Origin of the sequence: Shewanella avicenniae, from assembly GCF_017354945.1 — a bacterium.
In the GTDB taxonomy this organism is placed as follows: Bacteria; Pseudomonadota; Gammaproteobacteria; order Enterobacterales; family Shewanellaceae; genus Shewanella; species Shewanella avicenniae.
This window is the reverse complement of sequence record NZ_CP071503.1, coordinates 1,337,493-1,358,227: the sequence shown is the minus strand read 5'-3', so window position 1 is coordinate 1,358,227 and position 20,735 is coordinate 1,337,493. Positions and strand designations below refer to the sequence as shown.

Below are 20,735 nucleotides of genomic sequence, written 5' to 3'. Positions count from 1 at the left end.
GAATAAATTTATCCAATTGAGCACGATAATCGTTAGAATTTCAACCCTTTAACTACGCTATTCTTGAGGGAGTTGGCATTCGTGATACTCCTGCGAGCGGATCATCGGTTGCCAATAGCTTTGATCATTACCGCGATACTGTTTGTCGACGTTAAACTGCGCCATCAGTTGATAGCGTGTATCTGCCTCAACCATAACGGTGATTTCTTTAGGCACCCGTGCGGCCAAGCGAACTTGCAGCGTTTCATCATCAATCAGCTCAGACACCCTGAAAGTATGCTGGCCGATGGCAAGTGGATAATTGGGTTTAGAGATCACCGGCTTGCCATCGAGGTCAGTCACCACAAGAGGAAAATAGTGATTCGCAGGATCTGACGGCAAATAGGTACTGACTACACCGCAGCCACTGCCGTCATCCGGTGCCGAAGCACAGGATGTCAGCAATAACGCAGTTAACGCTATAAACAGTGATGATTTCAATGTACCGGCTCATCTACTTGAGTATTGGCGCGGAAGTACTCGGCAAGGAACTGCTCAAAATCGAGCTTATCACTGGCTTCCAGCTGATGCTGTTGTTCGATGGAAGCGGCTGCCTCAGCATCGAGGGATGCCAGCGCTGCTTGTGGAATTGGATAATCCACCAGTTGACGATGATACTGTTCGGCCAATTGACGTACCCAAGCACCATGATCAAGCCCAGTCTGCGCCAACGACTGCCAAATACGGCCTGAGAGGGTCATTTCAGGGTTTTCGACCGCTTCAGACCAATGTGCTAAGGTGTCAGCGTAAACCCTATCATCACCATCAATCACAGCGGCAATGCGCCCCAAATCAGCAAACAATTCACGCATCCATTGCTGCAGCGAAATCGCTTCGCCATTACGGCTCAAGATTAACCCGAGTTTACGTCCTTCGAGCACCACAGCTTTAAGGTTAGCGGCGATCTCTTTTTCACCGGCAGCGTCAACTTTGGCGGAAGGTTGCATCAGGCAATACAGCAAGAACAAATCTAAGAAACGTACTTGTGACGCATCAATCCCGATGGGGCTAAATGGGTTGACGTCCAACGCGCGCACTTCGATATATTGCACACCAGCACGGCACAAGGCTTCTGACGGTTTTTCACCGCGTTTGGTCACTCGTTTGGCACGAATTGGCGCGTAAAATTCATTTTCAATCTGCAAAATGTTCGCATTGAGCTGACGATATTCGCCATCAACATTAACGCCAATATCGGCAAATTTTTTCGATGGCATCTTAATCGCCGCTTTAATGCCTTGCAGGTATTCTTGCAGCGAGTTGTAGCTAATCGACAGCTTTTCTTGCTCTTTATTGGTGTAACCCAAGTCGCTCATGCGCAGCGAGGTGGAATAGGGCCGATAAAGCGTGCCGCTACTATGAGTGAGGAAATCCAACTCGGTTTGCTGATCTTTGATAAATGACCGGCATATCGCAGGTGATGCACCAAATAGATAAGGCAAAACCCACACTAAACGGCGATAGTTGCGGATCAAATCGAAATAACGATCAGAGATGAAATCGCCTAAGCTCAGTTGCTTATCGCTATGTTGATAAAGGGTTTGCCACAATGCATCGGACACAGAAAAGTTAAAATGTACCCCGGCAATGATCTGCATGAGCGCGCCGTAGCGATAGGTTAACCCTTTACGGTATAAGCGCTTTAAGATGCCACTGTTCGAGGTGCCATAGTAAGAAATTGGGATCTGTTTTTCATCGCCCACATAACATGGCATGCTCACTGGCCACAGCTTTTCACCGTTGAGGTGCTGCACCGCATAAGCATGGGTTTCAGTGAGGCCTTTTAGCATCTGATCAACATCGGTATAAACCGGTGTAATGAACTCCATCAAGGATTCGCTGTAATCAGTAGTGATGCGAGAATGGGTTAACGCTGCGCCTAAACTGGCAGGATGAGGTGTTAACGCCAACTCATTGTCAGCATTAATCCGTAATGCCTCTCTTTCAATCCCTCGCTGCATGGTTCGCAACGCTTTACGGCTTTCCTCATCAGCGAAGATTGCCAGAGTCTCATCAAATGACTTCAAATTATTGATCTCGATTGTAGGACTGACTGTCGCTACCTGAACTTAAGTCTGAGTATTTTTGTCAACTATTCAATTAAGTCAAGCAGTTTTATCAGTGAGTGAAAACAACAAGGTGACAGTAAATCACTGTCACCTTTGTCACATCAGATCCTATGGGTCCTTTACCCCATTATGGGGACGATTCTAGCTATTACAAGCTCATGTCGACCACTTTATAACCAAGGGCTTCCAGAGTTGGCTTAACACTGGCCTTATCACCCACCACCAAAATCCCCATAGATTGCGGATCTAACCACTTCTTAGCGAGTTGATTTAGCTGGGCAACATCGATATTCGCAAGAATTTTATTCTGCTGCTCGATGTAGTCTGCTGGTAGATCATGACGCTGGATCATGCGAATAAACCGCGCTTTCTCAAACGGCGTTTCATAGTCCATCGCCTTACTTTGGCTGATGGAATCTTGGGTAAATTTCAACTCTTCCGCCGTCATCCCTTGTTCGTGATAGTGAGTGATCTCTTTCATCACTTCAGCTAACGCCTTATCGGTCACATCGGCACGTACATCAGCGCCGGCATAGAAATAGCCGGTTTCTTTACCACCGACAAACATCGAGCGAGCACCATAGGTATACCCTTTATCTTCACGTAAGTTCAGATTAATACGGCTATTAAATGCCATGCCCAGCGGATAGTTCATCAGAGTGGCTTTGAAATATTCGCCTTCGGCATCAAACGGTAGCGATAACTTGCCAACACGAATAACAGATTGTGCGGCGCCCGGTTTATCGATCAGATAAACGGTGTTTTTAGCAACCATGGTTTGCGGCTGTTGCTCTGGCACGTCAGCACGCGAACCGGTTAACGCGGCAATCGGAGCAAGTTTTTGCATCAATTCGGCTTTTGGCAAATCTGATACCGCTACAATTTTTGCGTTACCTGCGGTGTATTGCTGCTCGTAGAAAGCTTTAGCGTCCGCCAGGCTTAAGCTCGGCACGGTTGCCAATGTGCCACTGTCACTTACGCCAAGATACATCTTGTCGCCATACAGCATCTTGTCGAAGCCTTCCGATGCCATCGCGCTTGGAGAAGTACTTTGATGTTGTAACATCTGCAGCAATTGCTGCTTGTTACGCTCAAAGTCAGCAGCAACGAAACCGGGTTGTAGCAACTTTTCTTTAAGAATCGCAATCGTGGCATCCAGATTTTCGGTCAGCGCGGTCACGCGAATTGAACTTTGGAAAGCATTCGCATCAAAGCTGATGCTGGCACCCAATAGGTCAAGTTTCTGCGCTAATTCTTCAGTGCTATGCAGTTGGGTCGATTCGTTCATCACTTGCGCTGTTAAATTGGCAAGTCCGGCCTGTGCTAACGATTCCAGCTTATGACCACCATCGAAATAAAGCACTATATTGGTGGTTGGAGTTTCAGTACTTTGCGTCCCCATCACCTCAACATTATTGGCCAGTTTATCATTCCACAAGCTTGGCATATGCAACGAGACTGGCGCGCCTGCTGCCGGTTCGATATTGCGGTCAAAACTGCTTTTTGCTACCAGAGACTGATGTCCATCTAAACCTTCTACCGCTTGTTTAGCCACGGCAGGATTGGTGGGTTTGAAGTTATCAGCGGCAGCAATCAAGGCGTTGCCACCTTTAGGCACAACACTCAACACCACACTTGGCTTGCCCTTGATGTACTGGTTGTAAACGCGCATCACGTCGGCTTTGGTAACCGCGCCATAGCGTTTCAGGTCAAACTCCACCTGATTAGGCTCACCGGTAAAGGTTTCATTACTCGCCAAACTGGTGACTTTGCCGCGCACACTTTGCAAACCGAAAATGGTTTGCGCGCGGATCTCGGTTTTGACCTTTTCAATGTCTTCATCAGTCACACCACGAGTTTCAAACTCGTTGATTGAATCACGAATGATCTTTTCAATAGGTGCTAACGCCGCACCTTTGGCTGGATTGGTCAGTGCAAAAATACTCATCTGGCAAGCTAACTCGGAACAGCCATGGCTGGCACTGGCTTGCACTGCATAACCGTCTTTGACGAGGTTCTTATACAGGATGGAGTTTTTGCTACCACCGAGAATGGATGCCAACACATCGAGCGGCGCTTCATCGGCATGGCGCATATAAACAGTTGGGAAGCCGATACGCACCAATGGCAGGTGCACATTATCTTCAAACGAGACGTAACGTGTACTGTCGAGCGTTACCAAAGGTTTGGCTAAAGGCTTAACTTCTGGGCCACGCGGGATTTCACCAAAGTATTTGTTTACCCACGCCAGTGTTTGGGCTTCATCTAAATCGCCACCAATAGTTAACGTGGCATTGTTAGGACCGTACCAGCGGCTAAAGAAGTCGCGTACATCTTGACTGGTAGCGCGGTCTAAATCTTCTGGCCAACCAATGACAGGCCATGAATACGGATGTCCTGGCGGATAAAAGGCTTGGTTGAACACTTCGCCCATTCTGCCATAGGGTTGATTATCTACTCGCTGACCGCGCTCGTTCTTCACCGTCGCGCGTTGTACTTCAAACTTTTCATCGGTCAACGCAGGCAGCAAGAAGCCCATACGATCCGACTCAAGCCACAGCATTTTTTCCAGTTGGTTGCTTGGAACCGATTCAAAATAGTTGGTGCGATCAGTATTGGTGGTGCCGTTCATGCTGCCACCGGCGGCAGTCACTGTTTTGATATGTTGTTCATCGGCGACGTGTGCAGAACCTTGGAACATCATGTGCTCAAACAGGTGGGCAAAGCCTGTGCGGCCGTAACGCTCGCGGTCAGAGCCAACATGGTAAGTCACATCCACATGCACCAGCGGATCTGAATGATCCTGGTGCAACACCACAGTTAGGCCATTCGCCAGCTGATATTTGTTGAACGGAATGCCGATTTCACCCGATTTTGGGGCATAGGATTCTAGCAACTTAATACCCGCAGGTAATGTCGCAGAGGCAACAGCTGCATTTTGGCTGGCCACCACTTGGGTGTCGGCGGAACATCCTGCTAATGCCGAGGCAATTGCTGCCGCCAATAACCATTTTTTCATGGGTTACTCCTTAACTCGAAAGACAACTGATTAAATTAACTTTCGAGAGTATCAGAAAATTTGCCCTGAAATATGCCACTATCTTGTTAAAAGTTGTTAATCATCCTCACGACGTTTACCAAAAGACCCAATACCCAAACGACTAAGATGTCGTATCTGCTTACTGACACCCATCCTTGCTCAGCGCCATCTTGCTGGGCGTTGCTGCAATAGATACCGCACAAGTGTGTTAAATTTGCCCATTACCGAGATTAATTTGCCCTTTAAAAACGTTAAGACGATCTCTAATATGCAATAAGCTATAAGAAAACGATTTATCCGATTAAATTAGTCGGGATTAAAATCGTCCCCCTAGCTTCACTTAACCCAGCGATTTGGGTGATAACGATAACGATAAAAGCAGGATTGCTGCTTAGGAAACATCATGATTTGGCAGACTATTAGTAAGCTCCCCTTTTGGCAAAAAGTGGTTGCCGGCTTTTTACTTGGCGTCTTAGTTGGCGTGATTTTTGGTGAAAAAGCGACCTTGGTCGCTCCGCTCGGTGATCTCTTTATCTACGCAATTAAAATGCTGGTTGCACCTTTGGTGTTCTGTGCCATTGTCACCAGTGTTACCGCTATGTCGGGTGATGGCGTCAATCTGAAACGCCTCAGTTTTAAAACCATCGGTATGTTTATGTTGACTGGGCTACTGGCCTCGTTCATTGGCCTAGCGGTGGGCTCTGCTATCGATATGGGTGGCAACATGCAGTTAGCCACCACCACTGTACGCGATCGCGATATTCCCGGTTTTGCCCAAGTGTTGTTGAATATGATCCCGCAAAACCCATTCGCTTCTCTGGCAAACGGTGCGGTATTACAAATCATTGTTTTTGCGGCGCTGATTGGTATTGCTATTAATATGTCCGGCGAAAAAGGCACGCCACTCAAAAACGTGATCAACTCTGGCGCTGAAGTGATGTTCCAATTGACGCGTCTGGTGCTGAAACTCACGCCAATTGGTGTGTTTGGTTTGATGGCAAGTGTGATTGGTGAATATGGTATCGCCACCCTTGAACATCTGGCTTGGTTTATCGTCGCAATCTATATTGGTGTTGCACTGCACATTCTGCTGGTTTATGGCGGCATGATTAAGTTTGTCGCACGCTTGCCGCTGATGCAGTTTTTCCGCAAAGCGCTTCCAGCACAAATTGTGGCGTTTACGACCTCATCGAGCTACGGCACGCTGCCGGTCACTACTCGTTGTTCATTAAACATGGGCGTATCTGAACGATACTCTGCATTTGTGTTGCCGTTAGGCGCAACCATGAATATGGACGGCTGTGGTGGTATCTATCCGGCCGTTGCCTCTATCTTTATTGCGCAAATCTATGGCATTCCACTAGAACTTAGCGATTACATCATGATTTTAGTTACTGCGACCGTTGCCTCTGTGGGTACGGCTGGCGTACCTGGCAGCGCAATGGTGATGTTAACAGTCACCTTGAGTGCGGTAGGTTTACCACTGGAAGGTATCGGCTTTATTGCAGCAATTGACCGCGTGATTGATATGGCGCGCACCTGCACCAATATCACTGGCGATATGATGACGTCGGTGGTTGTTGGTAAGTCTGAAGGTGAATTCGATGAAACGCAATTCTATGCAGACACGACTGATGCGCCAGCACATGCCAACGCCAGCTAGCTAGTCAGCTAATCGATTGATAACGAAGGGTCGCGAAAGCGGCCCTTTTTGTATTCACTGCACAGCAACCTTATACTCAAGCTAACGCAACTACTTACAAGGACGCTTCATGGGCCGTTTGCTATTTGTTCCCATCATTCTCTGTTTGCTGTGGATTGCATTTCTGCGGTTTTACGGCATACCGTTAGCAAAAGGCAAACAAGGGTTTATCTGGATTATTGGCATTAGCAGCTTATTGATACTCCTGCTTGCAATTGCCCTGTGGCTCACGCAATAACGCACAACAACACAAACGTTAGTGATAACTTGTGTTTGATGTTGACAGGTTTGTTGGATATGAGGGTAATACTGAAAATTTAATGGGAATTTTAACACTAAAGAAATGGCGGAGAAGGAGGGATTCGAACCCTCGATGGGAGATAAAGCCCATACTCCCTTAGCAGGGGAGCGCCTTCGGCCACTCGGCCACCTCTCCGCTAATGGCGCGCATGGAAGGAGTCGAACCTCCGACCGCCTGGTTCGTAGCCAGGTACTCTATCCAGCTGAGCTACATGCGCATATCATCAGAAAATTATATAAAATACAGTGGCGCGCATGGAAGGAGTCGAACCTCCGACCGCCTGGTTCGTAGCCAGGTACTCTATCCAGCTGAGCTACATGCGCATTACTGTATTTTACTATTTGAAAGTGGCGCGCATGGAAGGAGTCGAACCTCCGACCGCCTGGTTCGTAGCCAGGTACTCTATCCAGCTGAGCTACATGCGCGTAACTGTTCAAATTATAGTGTTCTTTTATATGGCGCGCATGGAAGGAGTCGAACCTCCGACCGCCTGGTTCGTAGCCAGGTACTCTATCCAGCTGAGCTACATGCGCGTCGTATATAAAACACTAAGAAAATGGCGGAGAAGGAGGGATTCGAACCCTCGATGGGAGATAAAGCCCATACTCCCTTAGCAGGGGAGCGCCTTCGGCCACTCGGCCACCTCTCCGTCGTTTCTTGGCGCACATATTACTGTTTGAAGAAAATAAGTCAAACGCTTTTTAGGAAAGGTAAAACAGTTTGCCCTGTTTTTAATCACATGCCTTTCAAGTGGTTGCATTAGTGCACAATTTGCTTGAAATATCAGCAAAAATTAAAGCGCCAGTCGAATGGACTGGCGCTTTAAATCATGAATCAATTCTGCACTTCAGCACTATTATTAGTAGTTGCCTTCATCTGAAGAGGAACCACCTTTCTCAGACTGAATGCGCTGATAAATTTCTTCGCGGTGTACAGACACTTCTTTTGGCGCGTTAACCCCAATACGTACCTGGTTTCCTTTTACTCCCAACACTGTCACTGTGACTTCGTCACCAATCATCAGTGTTTCGCCAACCCGACGAGTCAAAATCAGCATTAGATTGCTCCTCTATGTTTCCATATTCTGTATACGGCGTAATTCTCTGTAACCGCAATTATTATAAAGTGAGCTTAGTACAAATTAATAGTCGTGAGTACTAAATCCCCAGTTTTTAGACTTTTTTATAGTAAAACGATAAAATTCTCTAACGCGAAACCACCCAAAAAGCACGTTAGAACAATTTTTCGTTGTTAATACCACGCTAACACAAAAGCTAACATTCCCCAAACACCACTTCATGAATTATTAATACATGTTAGGCACTTCTTGCGTTAGCCACATCACAAAACAAAAAGGTCGGCATTTAGCCGACCTTTTAAAGATTATTCAACAGATTATAACTTAGCAGCTAACCACTCAGTGACAGATGCTAATGCCGCAGGGAGGTTTTCAGGTTCAGAGCCACCAGCCTGTGCCATATCGGGACGACCACCGCCTTTACCGCCCACCTGCGCAGCAACCATCGCAACCAACTCACCGGCTTTCACTTTACCCACGAGGTCTTTGGTCACACCAGCAATCAAGTTAACCTTGTCATCAGCAGCAATGCCCAGCACCACAATGCCAGAGCCTAACTTCTGCTTGATTTCATCTTGCAAACCACGCAGCGCGCCAGCATCAACGCCGTCAAGTTGCTTGATCAGCACCTTCACACCACTAATATCTTGCGCTTCAGACACTAAGTCTGCACTTGCGGCCGCAGCTAACTTAGATTTCAGCTGAGCAATCTCTTTTTCCAACAGCTTGCTGTGCTCCAATTGTGCTTTCAGTTTAGCAACAACGGTGTGGGCGTCACTCTTCAACAACGCCGCTGCGTCATGCAGTTCTTGCTGTTGTTCGGCTATGTATGCCATAGCCGCAGCGCCAGTGACTGCTTCAATACGACGAATACCCGCAGCAATACCGCCTTCTGATACGATCTTGAACACACCGATATCACCTGTGCGGGTGACGTGAGTACCGCCACACAGCTCGATAGAGAAGTCACCCATGGTAACAACGCGTACTGTGGTGTCATATTTTTCACCAAACAGTGCCATCGCACCTTGTTCTTTGGCTTGTTCAATATCCATCTCTGCCACTTGCAGTTGATGGTTACGACGGATCTGGGTGTTTACCAAGTCTTCAACTTGTTTCAGTTCTTCAGGCTTAACCGCTTCAAAGTGCGAGAAGTCAAAACGCAAACGTTCTGGCTGCACCAATGAGCCTTTCTGAGCAACATGGGTCCCCAGCACCTGACGGAGTGCGGCATGCAATAAGTGCGTCACTGAGTGGTTAAGTTCGGTGCGGTGACGTAGCTTTTTATTCACTACGGCGGCTACGGTTTGACCAACCTTTAAGCTACCTGATTTTAAGGTACCTTTATGGCCAATCGCAGCGGCGAATTTTTGGGTATCCACGACTTCAAACAGGCTGTCACCGGCTGTTAGTTCGCCTTTGTCACCCACTTGGCCGCCTGATTCTGCATAGAATGGGGTTTTATCCAACACGACAACCGCTTCCTGATCAGGCAGCAAACCTTCTACTTCGGCGCCATCAACAAAAATCGCTACGACTTTACCTTCAGCGGTAGTCGCTTGATAACCACAGAATTCTGAATCAGCGTCAGTTTTTAAGCCAGCGTTATAGTCAGCACCAAATTGGCCAGCTGCTTGCGCGCGTTTACGCTGTGCTTCCATTGCCACATCAAAGCCGGCTTCATCGACAGTAATATCACGCTCGCGGCATACGTCAGCGGTCAGGTCGACAGGAAAACCGTAAGTGTCATAAAGTTTGAACGCTGTTTCACCATCGAGCACCTTGCCATCTAGTTCGGCAAGCGCACTATCAAGAATGCCCAAACCACGTTCCAGTGTGCGAGCAAACTGCTCTTCCTCGGCTTTCAACGCCTTTTCGACAACAGTTTGGAGTGCGTTTAGTTCTTTGGCTGCATCGCCCATCACTTCAATCAATGACGGCACTAATTTGTAGAAGAAGGTTTCGGTTGCACCCAACTTGTAACCATGGCGCACAGCGCGACGAATAATACGACGCAGCACATAACCACGGCCTTCGTTCGACGGCATCACGCCATCAGCCACTAAGAATGCACAAGAACGGATATGGTCAGCAATCACACGCAGAGATTTCGCTTCTAAATCAGTTACGCCGATGATTTCAGCAGCTTTTGCAATCAAGGTTTTGAATACATCGATTTCATAGTTTGAGTGAACGCCCTGCATAATTGCCGAAATGCGTTCAATCCCCATGCCTGTATCCACGGATGGTTTTGGCAGAGGTAACATTTCACCGTCAGCTTGACGGTTGAACTGCATAAATACGATGTTCCAAATTTCGATAAAACGGTCACCGTCTTCTTCTGGGGTGCCTGGACGGCCACCCCAGATATGTGCGCCGTGATCATAGAAAATCTCAGTACATGGACCGCAAGGACCTGTGTCACCCATCTGCCAGAAGTTATCTGACGCATAAGGTGCACCTTTATTGTCGCCAATACGGATGATGTCTTCTGCTGGAATACCAATCTGCTTATTCCAAATATCAAACGCTTCGTCATCGTTCTGATACACAGTCACGCACAGTTTTTCTTTTGGCAGTTGCAGTACTTCGGTTAAAAAGCCCCAAGCGAATTTGATGGCATCTTCTTTAAAATAATCACCGAAACTGAAGTTACCTAACATTTCAAAGAACGTATGGTGACGTGCCGTGTAACCCACATTATCCAAATCGTTATGCTTACCACCAGCACGAACACAACGCTGTGCAGTCGTCGCACGGTTGTAACTGCGTTTGTCCATACCAAGGAATACATCTTTAAACTGGTTCATCCCCGCATTGGTGAACAACAAGGTTGGGTCATTCCCCGGTACGAGCGAGCTACTATCAACAACTTGATGACCATGCTTGCTGAAATACTCCAGGAAGGCGCTTCTAACGGCGGCGGTGGTTTTGTACATGAAATCGTCCTGAATTGCGTTGGCACTAAAAATAAAAGGCTGAAACCTGAGAGTTTCAGCAACAAATGTAGATTGCCCCGCATTATAAGCGGGCAGCGGCAGAATACCAATCAGAATAAGGTGTCAACACAGAACTGCAACCGCAATAATGTAAGCTCAATTCACAGTGCGGGTTTGTTAGCTGATAGCGTTGCTTCAAGCGCGTAGCCAGCCTGTTCATAATTAAAGCCTTGGCCCAGTAAGTGTCGAATCACTTTCGCCTTTTGCTTTTGAGATTGTTGGAAATCTAGTGCGGAAAAATCTAAAGATGGGAATTTCTTCGTTGCTCGCTGAAGCGCCAACTCAAACCAGTCTATTTCGTGAGCGGTAAGCACTTCGCTCGCAAGCGACTTACTAATGCCTTTGAGCTGCATTGCTTGTTCAATCTTGGCAGGCCCATGTAGTCGGTTTAACTGAGAACGCAAGATGGCTTCAGCTAGACGTTTATCATCTAGGTAGCCTAAGGCTTGCGCCCATTGAATCGCGTCATCAACTTCGTGATCAGCGAAATCCTTTTCAAGCAATTGCTGTCGTAGCGTTGCACAACTCTTGTCGCAGCGAGCCAATAGGCTCACTACGACAGATTTTACTGACGGTTCGCTCAGAAGACCTCTCCAGTTTCGAGATCAACATTGCCATCGTTGCTATCACTGTCATCGCTTGCTGGCATGCCACCTTTATGAAGCAACAACTCACGTAATGTCACATCAATTTCTTTTGCAATTTCAGGATTTTCTTGCAGGAACTTACCGGCATTAGCACGGCCTTGGCCAATCTTATCGCCTTTATAGCTGTACCAAGCACCCGCTTTTTCAATCAGTTTATGAGCAACGCCTAAATCCACCAACTCACCCACGCGGTTAATGCCTTTACCGTAAAGGATTTGGAATTCAGCTTGCTTAAACGGTGCTGCAACTTTGTTCTTAACCACTTTTACTCGGGTTTCGTTACCAACAACCTCATCACCCTCTTTAATCGAGCCGGTGCGACGGATGTCTAAACGAACTGACGCATAGAACTTTAGCGCGTTACCACCCGTTGTGGTTTCTGGGTTACCAAACATCACCCCAATCTTCATCCGGATTTGGTTAATGAAAATCAGCAAAGTATTTGATTGCTTCAAGTTACCGGCGAGCTTACGCATTGCTTGGCTCATCATACGCGCTGCTAAGCCCATATGAGAGTCACCGATTTCACCTTCAATTTCAGCTTTTGGCGTGAGCGCGGCGACTGAGTCAACAATGATAACGTCTACAGCACCACTACGGGTAAGCGCATCACAGATCTCCAACGCTTGCTCACCAGTATCTGGTTGAGAGCACAGCAAGTTGTCGATATCTACACCCAACTTACGTGCGTAGATTGGGTCCAAAGCGTGCTCAGCATCGATAAAGGCACAGACTTTACCTTCACGTTGAGCGGCGGCAATGACTTCCAAGGTCAACGTGGTTTTACCCGAAGATTCTGGGCCATAAATTTCAACGATACGCCCCAGAGGTAAACCACCTGCACCCAAAGCAACGTCAAGTGAAAGCGAACCAGTTGAGATAGTGGCCACATCCATACTACGGTCTTCACCGAGTTTCATGATGGAACCTTTACCAAATTGCTTTTCAATCTGGCCTAATACGGCATTTAACGCTTTCTCTTTATTTGCATCGATCTTCATATCTGTCCCTCTGTGCTCGAACCTTGATGGAGTACGACCGACTCCCGCTGGCGATGAACTTAATTGCGGTTAGTATACTGTACAATCATACAGTATCAAGTACTGGATCGGATTATTTCTTCTCCAGTTAAACAAAGTGCCTGATATTTCGCTGCAAAAAACTTTTCTATGGCGATTCATGCCTTCGTCAGACCTGTTAATATTGCAGGCTACCTTGTGATTAGCCCCACGCGATCAATACTCGAAAGGACGATATGAACAGCCATAGCCAAACGCCGGATTTAGAGGATTTGGAAAAGCATACGCCGATGATGCGGCAGTATTTGCAGATGAAAGCCGAACACAACGATATGTTGCTGTTTTATCGTATGGGCGACTTCTATGAGCTGTTTTATAGCGATGCCAAGCGCGCATCTGAGTTACTAGGAATTTCGCTCACTGCTCGCGGCAAAAGTGGTGGTGATCCTATTCCGATGGCAGGTATTCCCTACCATGCGGTAGATAACTATCTGGCAAAACTAGTGCAACAAGGCGAATCTGTTGCTATCTGCGAACAGATTGGCGATCCCGCACTTGCTAAAGGCCCTGTTGAACGCAAAGTGGTGCGCATAGTAACGCCGGGAACACTCACCGACGAAGCCTTACTTCAAGAGCGACGCGATAATCTATTAGCGGCAATCTACGAAGGTAAAAAGGGGTTTGGATTTGCCACACTTGATGTTGCCTCCGGCCGGTTTGTCATCGCTGAATTGCCATCATTAGAAGCCGTTGAAGCTGAATTACAGCGCACACGTCCAGCTGAACTGCTCTACAGCGAAGACTTTACCCACAAGTATCTCATCGCCGATGTCAAAGGCGCTCGTCGACGTCCAGAGTGGGAGTTCGACTTTGATACGGCGACGAAAATGTTGCTGGAGCAATTTGGAACCAAAGATCTGCGTGGGTTTGGGGTTGAATCAGCAAGGCTATCACTGCAAGCTGCTGGCTGTTTGATTCAATATGTTAAAGACACGCAGCGCACCGCCCTGCCACATATCAATAGCCTCATGCAATTTAGCCCGAGTGACACTGTGGTACTTGATGCTGCTACCCGGCGCAATCTTGAGCTAACCGTTAATCTGTCAGGTGGATTAGAGAACACCCTCGCTTCAGTGCTTGACCGTACAGCGACAGCGATGGGCAGTCGTATGCTGCAACGTTGGATTCACCAGCCGCTGCGCGATCAGACTCATGTGAGTTTGCGCCACCAAGCGGTAACTGAAGTACTCAACCAAGTTACCCATGAACCGTTGCACCAACTGCTCAAGTCTATCGGTGATGTTGAACGCATAATTGCGCGGCTAGCGATTAGAAATGCACGACCGCGTGACCTTGCGCGTCTGCGGGATGCATTAGAGGTGTTACCGGATATACGCCAATATCTTGCAACCTGCCAAACTGAGCATTTGCAGCAGCTTTACCGAGCGTTAAATGAATTTCCTGCTGAATTAGCGCTGTTACAAAGTGCCATTGTTGATAATCCACCCGTACTTATCCGTGATGGTGGGGTTATTCGCGAAGGGTATCACGCTGAGCTAGATGAATGGCGTAGCCTAAGTCAAGGTGCAACCGACTATCTGCAACAGCTTGAAATCCGTGAAAAAGAACGTACTGGCATTGCCACTTTAAAGGTCGGCTTTAACAAGGTACACGGCTACTTTATTGAAGTATCTCGCGGCCAATCTGTGCTAGTACCTTTAAGTTATCAGCGTCGCCAAACCCTGAAAAACACTGAACGCTATATCATCCCAGAGCTAAAGGAATACGAAGAAAAAGTGCTGTCGAGCCAAGGCAAAGCGTTAGCGCTAGAAAAACAGCTGTGGGATGAATTATTTGACCTATTAATGCCTAAGTTGGCAGAACTACAACAATTTGCGCTTGCGGCAGCAGAACTCGATGTACTCAGCAACTTTGCTGAGCGTGCCGAGAGCCTAAACTACCATTGTCCAACACTTGTAAAAACTGCAGGCATAGAGATCAGTGAAGGTCGCCATCCTGTGGTAGAAACGGTTAGCCAATCCCCTTTTATTGCCAATCCGGTATTGCTTACTGCTGAGCGACGGATGTTGATTGTCACCGGCCCCAATATGGGCGGTAAATCCACCTATATGCGCCAGATTGCACTGATCACCCTCATGGCGTATATCGGTAGTTATGTTCCAGCTGAGTCCGCCGTAGTCGGCCCAGTTGATCGCATTTTTACTCGGATTGGTGCGTCAGATGATTTAGCCTCCGGCCGCTCAACCTTTATGGTGGAGATGACCGAAACCGCCAATATTCTGCATAACGCTACAGAAAACAGTTTAGTGCTAATGGATGAAATTGGTCGCGGCACATCTACCTATGATGGTTTATCACTTGCTTGGTCGGCCGCCGAATATCTAGCGCAAAAGATTGGAGCATTAACCTTATTTGCGACCCACTATTTTGAGCTCACACAACTTGCTGAACTATTGCCACAAGTTACCAATGTTCATCTAGATGCCATAGAGCATGATGACACCATTGTGTTTATGCATGCGGTGCAAGAAGGCGCCGCGAGCAAAAGTTACGGGCTCCAAGTCGCAGCATTAGCGGGTGTACCACAACAGGTTATTCGTGCCGCAAAAGAGAAATTACAGCAACTTGAAAGTCGTGATGATGGAAAAGATGTGAGTCTTCAAGTGACTCCGATACAAACCTCATTAGCGCTCGATACTCCACCATCAGAAGTTGAGCAGTTATTACGACGAATAGATCCAAATGAGCTAACACCTAAGGCTGCGCTTGAGTTGATCTATCAACTAAGTTCACTTGTGGGTTCCGGGCGATAAATGGCGAGAGCTAAAAACAGAAAAGCGCACTAAACAGTGCGCTTTTTACTATATGCAATGCATAGTTACATACGGAACAAGGCTTCGACAGACAGACCTTGTGAAGACAGCATATCGCGTAAACGCTTCAGGGCTTCGACTTGAATTTGACGCACGCGTTCGCGTGTCAAGCCGATTTCAGCACCAACATCTTCAAGTGTTGCGGGTTCATACCCCAACAAACCAAAGCGACGCGCCAACACTTCACGCTGCTTAGAGTTTAACTCGTTAAGCCACTTAACCACTGACTTTGAGATGTCCTCGTCTTGCACTTGCGAGTCAGGTGTATTGAAGTCGTCGTCAGCCAACACATCGAGCAACGCTTTATCATTGTCACCACCGATAGGGGTATCCACCGAGGTAATTTTTTCATTCAACTTCAGCATGCGACTCACGTCAGCGCTTGGCAGATCTAACTTTGCTGCAATCTCTTCGGCTGTGGGTTCATGATCAAGCTTTTGCGCCAATTCGCGGGCAGTACGCAAGTATACGTTTAATTCTTTAACCACATGAATTGGCAAACGAATGGTACGTGTTTGATTCATGATGGCGCGTTCGATGGTTTGACGGATCCACCACGTTGCGTAAGTCGAGAAACGGAAGCCACGTTCAGGGTCAAACTTTTCAACCGCGCGGATCAATCCTAAGTTGCCTTCTTCAATCAAATCTAGCAACGCTAAGCCACGGTTATTGTAACGGCGAGAAATTTTGACCACTAAACGAAGGTTACTTTCTATCATGCGATTGCGGGATTTTTCACATCCTTTAAGCGCTTTGCGAGAAAAATAAACTTCCTCTTCTGCTGTGAGTAATGGTGAAAAACCTATTTCACTGAGGTATAGCTGAGTTGCATCGAGGTTTTTCTGAAGATCATCCTGAACGATCTCTGCCAGGCTATCATTTTGCATAGCCTCGAATTCGTTGGATGAAAAATCTTGGAATTCTTTATAAGAAGCATTGGTATTATTGCGGCTCATGATGTGCTCTCCCACAAACGAAAAAGACAACCTACATTTTTTACATCCTCCAATGCCAAAACGGCACCAAACAATCAACGTTTGGGTAAATAAGTTATTGGGTTAACAGACTTACCAAGATATCTTATTTCAAAATGTAGCATCACTTGGTTTGTGCCTGAGCTTCCCATTAGGGCCACTGTTTGCCCCGCGGACACTTGCTGTTTTTCTTGGACCAAAATTTTGTCGGCGTGAGCATAAGCACTTAAGTAATCATCGCTATGCTTGATAATGACGAGGTTCCCGTATCCTCGCAGAGCACTACCTGCATATACAACGCGACCATCAGCTGCGGCTTTTATCATGTCACCACGATTACCAGCGATTTTGATCCCTTTACTTCCTTGTTCACTATTGGAAAAATTTCCAACTAGCCGTCCGTTGGCTGGCCACATCCAGCGATTAACTTTGCTAGGCAAATTGGTTTCGCTGTTATTGTGGATAACTGGGTTAACAACTTGTTTACCAGTCGTTACAGCGTACGAATTATTGTGACCGGAATCAAGCTTTTTTTGAGCTTTGGAAGGTGCGATTCGACTAATGGACGATTCGTCATTATCACTCTGTTTTTTAACAGTTTTGTCGTCATTTTCTTTAGTCGTATTAACTGAGTTTTTACTCGATTTCAGGCTGCTTTGACGTGTTTTAGGCTTTTTGGCCACTAATTGTAAAATTTGCCCTGGATATATGGTGAAGTCACGATCGAGATTATTTAATTTTGCCAGCGCGCGGTAATCTTTATCAGCCCCCCAAGCAATGGAATATAGCGTGTCACCTTTTTTGACTTTGTAAGCGTGAGTATCAATGGAACCTTTCTCGAAACGTGGAGAATGGTTTTGATGAATAGAATAAACAGGCGCAGACTTTTCCGCTTGAAAACTACAGCCACTCATCAAAAATAAAAAAAACAGCAATATTAGCGCCGCAACTAAACGGCCACTAATAATATAATAAGGCAATATTACTCTTTCTGAATTTATGAGCACTCCGTTCCCCATTCATTGCCTATTAAGCCAAATCACCATTTATTAGCGGTACAAATTTCACTGACTCTATAACGGTCGAGGAATATTGATCGCCACGTCGCTGCACCTTAAGTAGTTGTTGATTATCTTCACCCACCGGAATAATTAACACGCCTGAATCTGCTAATTGTTGCAGCAGAGCGCTTGGAATTTCACTGGCCGCCGCGGTAACGATGATGGCGTCAAATGGTGCTCTATTAGCCCAGCCTTTCCAACCGTCGCCATATTTGAATGAGACATTATGTAAATCAAGTCGCTTTAAGCGTAGGCGGGCTTGGATCTGCAAGCTTTTAATCCGCTCGACGGTACAAAGCTGCGGAATTAATTGCGCTAATATCGCGGCTTGATACCCTGAGCCAGTACCAATCTCCAATACTGACGTTGGTTGATGTGCCAACACAAGTTCGGTCATTCTGGCCACAATGTAAGGTTGAGAGATCGTTTGCCCAGAACCAATCGGCAACGCGGTATTTTCATACGCTTTATGCGTCAACGCGCCATCAAGAAATAACTCTCGCGGCGTCTGCGCTATCACCCGCAGCACTTCAGGATCTGTAATCCCCGATTGCGCCAAACGTTGTGCCAGTTGCATTGCCGCAGAAGCGGACGCCATTCGACTCATAAGATATCAATCCATTCCTTAAGCTTTGATAACTGCTTGTACGCCGTCAAATCAACAGTCAACGGAGTAATCGACACATAACCTGCTGCTACGGTATAAAAATCTGTATCCTCGCCAACATCCAGTTCTTGCCCGACAGGACCAAGCCAGTAGATATCTCGTCCGTGAGGATCCTGTGTTTTTATCATGTCTTCCGCTTTATGGCGCGTGCCCAAGCGGGTCACCTTCACGCCCTTAATTTGATCCAGTGGCAAATCGGGCACATTGATATTCAATATTTGATCAGCATCCAGTGGATGACGCAGTAAGCCTTCAATCACTTTCACCGCATAAGCCGCAGCGGTGCCATAGTGCACTAACTCTCGCCCAACTAATGACACGGCAATCGCGGGAAGGCCGAGAAAGCGTCCTTCCATCGCTGCCGCAACCGTACCTGAGTACAAGGTATCATCGCCGAGATTTGCACCAGCATTAATACCTGACACCACAATATCAGGCTCTTGCTTACACAACTGGCGAATAGCGAGATGCACACAATCGGTGGGCGTGCCATTTACTGAAATATAGCCGTTCTCTAACTTATTAATCCTTAAAGGATTAGTCAAGGTTAACGAGTTACTCGCACCAGAACAATTGCGATCAGGTGCGACGGTTAGCGTGTCACCGATACGGCTCAATGCTTCAGTCAGCACTTTTATACCGAGGGCGTTAACACCATCATCATTACTGATCAGAATATTCATCAATCTTGTTCCTATGTTTCTTTGCTGGCTAGCCATGCTTGGCGGCGAACTTCAGCCATATCCTGATATTGTGCTAATTCACGCAATACCGAGGTCGCAAATGCGCCTGCAGGCAGAATAAAGTCCAACACTAATGTTTGCTCATCAATTTGCTGCCAATTAAAGGCTTCCGGTTGGAGTAACAATGGGCGACGCTCTTGCTTCAAATCGAATTTGGTTAAGCCTACGCGCTCGATTTCAAATTCCGCTAACGCTGCCAGCTCAAACTCGGCGGCATCCGCTACCGCAACCAACTCGCCTTCGCCCCAAAGTGGCGCTGAAAGTTGAATATCGGCTTGCTGAAGACGTTCTAGTAATTCAGTATCCCATTGCTCAACGGTAAAAAAACTACGGGAACCGGACAACATCACACAGTCACCCGCCAGAGGTGCTAACTGATGCTTGGCCAAACGGTCGGCAACCACTTGGTTAAACAGCAGTGAGCGAGCCGCCGACAGGTACATTGACTTTTGATTGCTGTTTTTGACTTTTTTACCTGCGAACATGTCACGCGCTTTTTGAATATTGGCGCCCTCGTGACCAAAACGTTGCTCACCAAAGTAGTTAGGCACGCCAATTTTTTTGACGAGCTCCAAACGCTCCAGTAAAGCCTGCATACCGCTAATATTGCGCAGCGTTAGCTTAAAACGGTTACCCGACAACGCACCTACGCGTAATTTTTTGCTGTGACGAGTGGCCTCTAACACCGTCAGCAATTCGCCATTAAGGCTTTGCCACTCGGGCGTATCCTTACCGGGAATACGTACGCAGAACCACTGTTCAGTGATCGCATTCTTGTCCTTTTGTCCGGCATAGCTAACATCGCGTGGGTGTACTTTGGCAAATTTAGACAGACGCTCTGCCACTTCAACCGTATTCAGGCCATTTTTTTGAATATACAGCAGGTGATGTTCACCCTCGCCCGTCATAGTGAACGGCAGAATTTCCTGAACGATAAAATCAGCGTTTTCGCTGCGAATGTTGGCCGTTGCGCTTGGCGTACCATGTAAAAAAGTGAGTGATTCAACAATGTTCACTTAGCGAATTCCTTCCATCAATACCACCGCTTCCACGGCAATACCTTCTTTGCGGCCTGTAAAGCCGAGTTTTTCGGTAGTAGTAGCTTTGACGTTGATTGCATCAATGTCTACCTGTAAATCTTGCACTAACACGGCGCGAATTGCCTCGATGTGCGGTGCCATTTTCGGTGCTTGGGCAATCACTGTGACGTCAAGATTCCCCACAACAAAGCCTTTGGCATGCGCGAGGCTTAAACAATGACGCAATAAGACTCGGCTATCTGCGCCAGCAAACTGTGCGTCAGTATCTGGGAAATGACGGCCAATATCACCCAGCGCCATCGCGCCTAAGATGGCGTCTGAAATAGCGTGTAATACCACGTCACCATCAGAATGGGCGATTAAACCGCACTCATAAGGTACAACAACACCTCCGAGCATCAGCGGCTTATCACCGCCAAATTTATGCACATCAAAGCCGTGGCCAATTCTTATTGCCATGGT

16 protein-coding genes and 6 tRNA genes are annotated in these 20,735 nt (G+C 47.1%); 3 read left to right on the top strand and 19 right to left on the bottom strand.

Annotated elements, in window-relative coordinates; all coding sequences use genetic code 11:
• Positions 1-57: 57 nt before the first annotated feature.
• The 3 genes from JYB87_RS06015 to JYB87_RS06005 all read right to left on the bottom strand — a co-directional run bounded on the left by JYB87_RS06015 (position 58) and on the right by JYB87_RS06005 (position 5,127).
• The gene (locus JYB87_RS06015) at positions 58-480 is read right to left on the bottom strand and encodes an META domain-containing protein (RefSeq protein WP_228729956.1); all 423 of its coding nucleotides are present in this window, start codon (positions 478-480) and stop codon (positions 58-60) included.
• Positions 477-2,066, bottom strand: coding sequence for a glutamate--cysteine ligase (gshA, locus tag JYB87_RS06010; protein ID WP_207355980.1), 1,590 nt, complete (start codon positions 2,064-2,066; stop codon positions 477-479). The genes JYB87_RS06015 and gshA overlap by 4 nt, the downstream gene beginning before the upstream one ends.
• A 190-nt stretch (positions 2,067-2,256) precedes the next feature.
• Positions 2,257-5,127: a M16 family metallopeptidase gene (locus JYB87_RS06005; RefSeq protein ID WP_207355979.1), complete on the bottom strand. Its 2,871-nt coding sequence runs from the start codon at positions 5,125-5,127 to the stop codon at positions 2,257-2,259.
• A 424-nt stretch (positions 5,128-5,551) separates the two neighbouring features.
• Between JYB87_RS06005 and JYB87_RS06000 the strand changes: the two genes are divergently transcribed.
• The gene (locus tag JYB87_RS06000; RefSeq protein ID WP_207355978.1) at positions 5,552-6,811 is read left to right on the top strand and encodes a dicarboxylate/amino acid:cation symporter; all 1,260 of its coding nucleotides are present in this window, start codon (positions 5,552-5,554) and stop codon (positions 6,809-6,811) included.
• Positions 6,812-6,920: 109 nt separating this feature from the next.
• Positions 6,921-7,088 (top strand): hypothetical protein, encoded by a 168-nt coding sequence (locus tag JYB87_RS05995; protein WP_207355977.1) that lies wholly within the window; start codon positions 6,921-6,923, stop codon positions 7,086-7,088.
• Between the two features lie 106 nt (positions 7,089-7,194).
• On the opposite strand, the gene JYB87_RS05990 is transcribed toward JYB87_RS05995, so the two are convergent.
• The 10 genes from JYB87_RS05990 to recA all read right to left on the bottom strand — a co-directional run bounded on the left by JYB87_RS05990 (position 7,195) and on the right by recA (position 12,876).
• Positions 7,195-7,286: transfer RNA gene (locus JYB87_RS05990), tRNA-Ser, on the bottom strand.
• 5 nt (positions 7,287-7,291) lie between these two features.
• Positions 7,292-7,368: transfer RNA gene (locus tag JYB87_RS05985), tRNA-Arg, on the bottom strand.
• Positions 7,369-7,397: 29 nt separating this feature from the next.
• A tRNA-Arg gene (locus tag JYB87_RS05980) sits at positions 7,398-7,474 on the bottom strand.
• Between the two features lie 25 nt (positions 7,475-7,499).
• A tRNA-Arg gene (locus JYB87_RS05975) sits at positions 7,500-7,576 on the bottom strand.
• Between the two features lie 31 nt (positions 7,577-7,607).
• Positions 7,608-7,684, bottom strand: a tRNA-Arg gene (locus JYB87_RS05970).
• A gap of 24 nt (positions 7,685-7,708) precedes the next feature.
• Positions 7,709-7,800 (bottom strand) — tRNA-Ser (locus tag JYB87_RS05965).
• A 210-nt stretch (positions 7,801-8,010) separates the two neighbouring features.
• Positions 8,011-8,208, bottom strand: a complete 198-nt coding sequence (gene csrA / locus JYB87_RS05960; RefSeq protein WP_207355976.1) for a carbon storage regulator CsrA — start codon at positions 8,206-8,208, stop codon at positions 8,011-8,013.
• 338 nt (positions 8,209-8,546) lie between these two features.
• Positions 8,547-11,168 (bottom strand): alanine--tRNA ligase, encoded by a 2,622-nt coding sequence (alaS, locus tag JYB87_RS05955; RefSeq protein WP_207355975.1) that lies wholly within the window; start codon positions 11,166-11,168, stop codon positions 8,547-8,549.
• A gap of 161 nt (positions 11,169-11,329) precedes the next feature.
• Entirely contained in the window at positions 11,330-11,782 is a 453-nt protein-coding gene (locus tag JYB87_RS05950; RefSeq protein WP_207355974.1) for a regulatory protein RecX, read from the bottom strand.
• Positions 11,783-11,808: 26 nt separating this feature from the next.
• Positions 11,809-12,876, bottom strand: a complete 1,068-nt coding sequence (gene recA / locus JYB87_RS05945; RefSeq protein WP_207355973.1) for a recombinase RecA — start codon at positions 12,874-12,876, stop codon at positions 11,809-11,811.
• A 254-nt stretch (positions 12,877-13,130) separates the two neighbouring features.
• Between recA and mutS the strand changes: the two genes are divergently transcribed.
• On the top strand, positions 13,131-15,728 hold the full coding sequence (gene mutS, locus JYB87_RS05940) for a DNA mismatch repair protein MutS (protein ID WP_207355972.1): 2,598 nt from the start codon (positions 13,131-13,133) through the stop codon (positions 15,726-15,728).
• Between the two features lie 65 nt (positions 15,729-15,793).
• On the opposite strand, the gene rpoS is transcribed toward mutS, so the two are convergent.
• The 6 genes from rpoS to ispF form a co-directional block, all read right to left on the bottom strand.
• A complete protein-coding gene (gene rpoS, locus JYB87_RS05935; protein ID WP_207355971.1) occupies positions 15,794-16,744 on the bottom strand; it encodes an RNA polymerase sigma factor RpoS in 951 nt (316 codons plus the stop codon).
• A 74-nt stretch (positions 16,745-16,818) separates the two neighbouring features.
• Positions 16,819-17,676 (bottom strand): peptidoglycan DD-metalloendopeptidase family protein, encoded by an 858-nt coding sequence (locus JYB87_RS05930; protein WP_228729995.1) that lies wholly within the window; start codon positions 17,674-17,676, stop codon positions 16,819-16,821.
• A 115-nt stretch (positions 17,677-17,791) separates the two neighbouring features.
• Positions 17,792-18,430, bottom strand: a complete 639-nt coding sequence (locus JYB87_RS05925) for a protein-L-isoaspartate(D-aspartate) O-methyltransferase (RefSeq protein WP_207355969.1) — start codon at positions 18,428-18,430, stop codon at positions 17,792-17,794.
• Positions 18,427-19,176, bottom strand: a complete 750-nt coding sequence (gene surE / locus JYB87_RS05920; RefSeq protein ID WP_207355968.1) for a 5'/3'-nucleotidase SurE — start codon at positions 19,174-19,176, stop codon at positions 18,427-18,429. Before surE ends, JYB87_RS05925 begins: the two co-directional genes overlap by 4 nt.
• Positions 19,177-19,184: 8 nt before the next feature.
• Complete coding sequence (truD, locus tag JYB87_RS05915) at positions 19,185-20,249, bottom strand: tRNA pseudouridine(13) synthase TruD (protein ID WP_228729955.1); 1,065 nt, start codon at positions 20,247-20,249, stop codon at positions 19,185-19,187.
• On the bottom strand, positions 20,250-20,732 hold the full coding sequence (gene ispF, locus JYB87_RS05910; RefSeq protein ID WP_207355967.1) for a 2-C-methyl-D-erythritol 2,4-cyclodiphosphate synthase: 483 nt from the start codon (positions 20,730-20,732) through the stop codon (positions 20,250-20,252).
• Between the last annotated feature and the right edge of the window lie 3 nt (positions 20,733-20,735).

Bases quoted from the DNA above. Each gene is read 5' to 3' on its own strand.
- JYB87_RS06005 (WP_207355979.1), bottom strand. From the start codon at position 5,127: ATGAAAAAATGGTTATTGGCGGCAGCAATTGCCTCGGCATTAGCAGGA.
- JYB87_RS06000 (WP_207355978.1), top strand. From the start codon at position 5,552: ATGATTTGGCAGACTATTAGTAAGCTCCCCTTTTGGCAAAAAGTGGTT.
- JYB87_RS05995 (WP_207355977.1), top strand. From the start codon at position 6,921: ATGGGCCGTTTGCTATTTGTTCCCATCATTCTCTGTTTGCTGTGGATT.
- csrA (WP_207355976.1), bottom strand. From the start codon at position 8,208: ATGCTGATTTTGACTCGTCGGGTTGGCGAAACACTGATGATTGGTGAC.
- alaS (WP_207355975.1), bottom strand. From the start codon at position 11,168: ATGTACAAAACCACCGCCGCCGTTAGAAGCGCCTTCCTGGAGTATTTC.
- recA (WP_207355973.1), bottom strand. From the start codon at position 12,876: ATGAAGATCGATGCAAATAAAGAGAAAGCGTTAAATGCCGTATTAGGC.
- mutS (WP_207355972.1), top strand. From the start codon at position 13,131: ATGAACAGCCATAGCCAAACGCCGGATTTAGAGGATTTGGAAAAGCAT.
- rpoS (WP_207355971.1), bottom strand. From the start codon at position 16,744: ATGAGCCGCAATAATACCAATGCTTCTTATAAAGAATTCCAAGATTTT.
- JYB87_RS05930 (WP_228729995.1), bottom strand. From the start codon at position 17,676: ATGAGTGGCTGTAGTTTTCAAGCGGAAAAGTCTGCGCCTGTTTATTCT.
- JYB87_RS05925 (WP_207355969.1), bottom strand. From the start codon at position 18,430: ATGAGTCGAATGGCGTCCGCTTCTGCGGCAATGCAACTGGCACAACGT.
- ispF (WP_207355967.1), bottom strand. From the start codon at position 20,732: ATGGCAATAAGAATTGGCCACGGCTTTGATGTGCATAAATTTGGCGGT.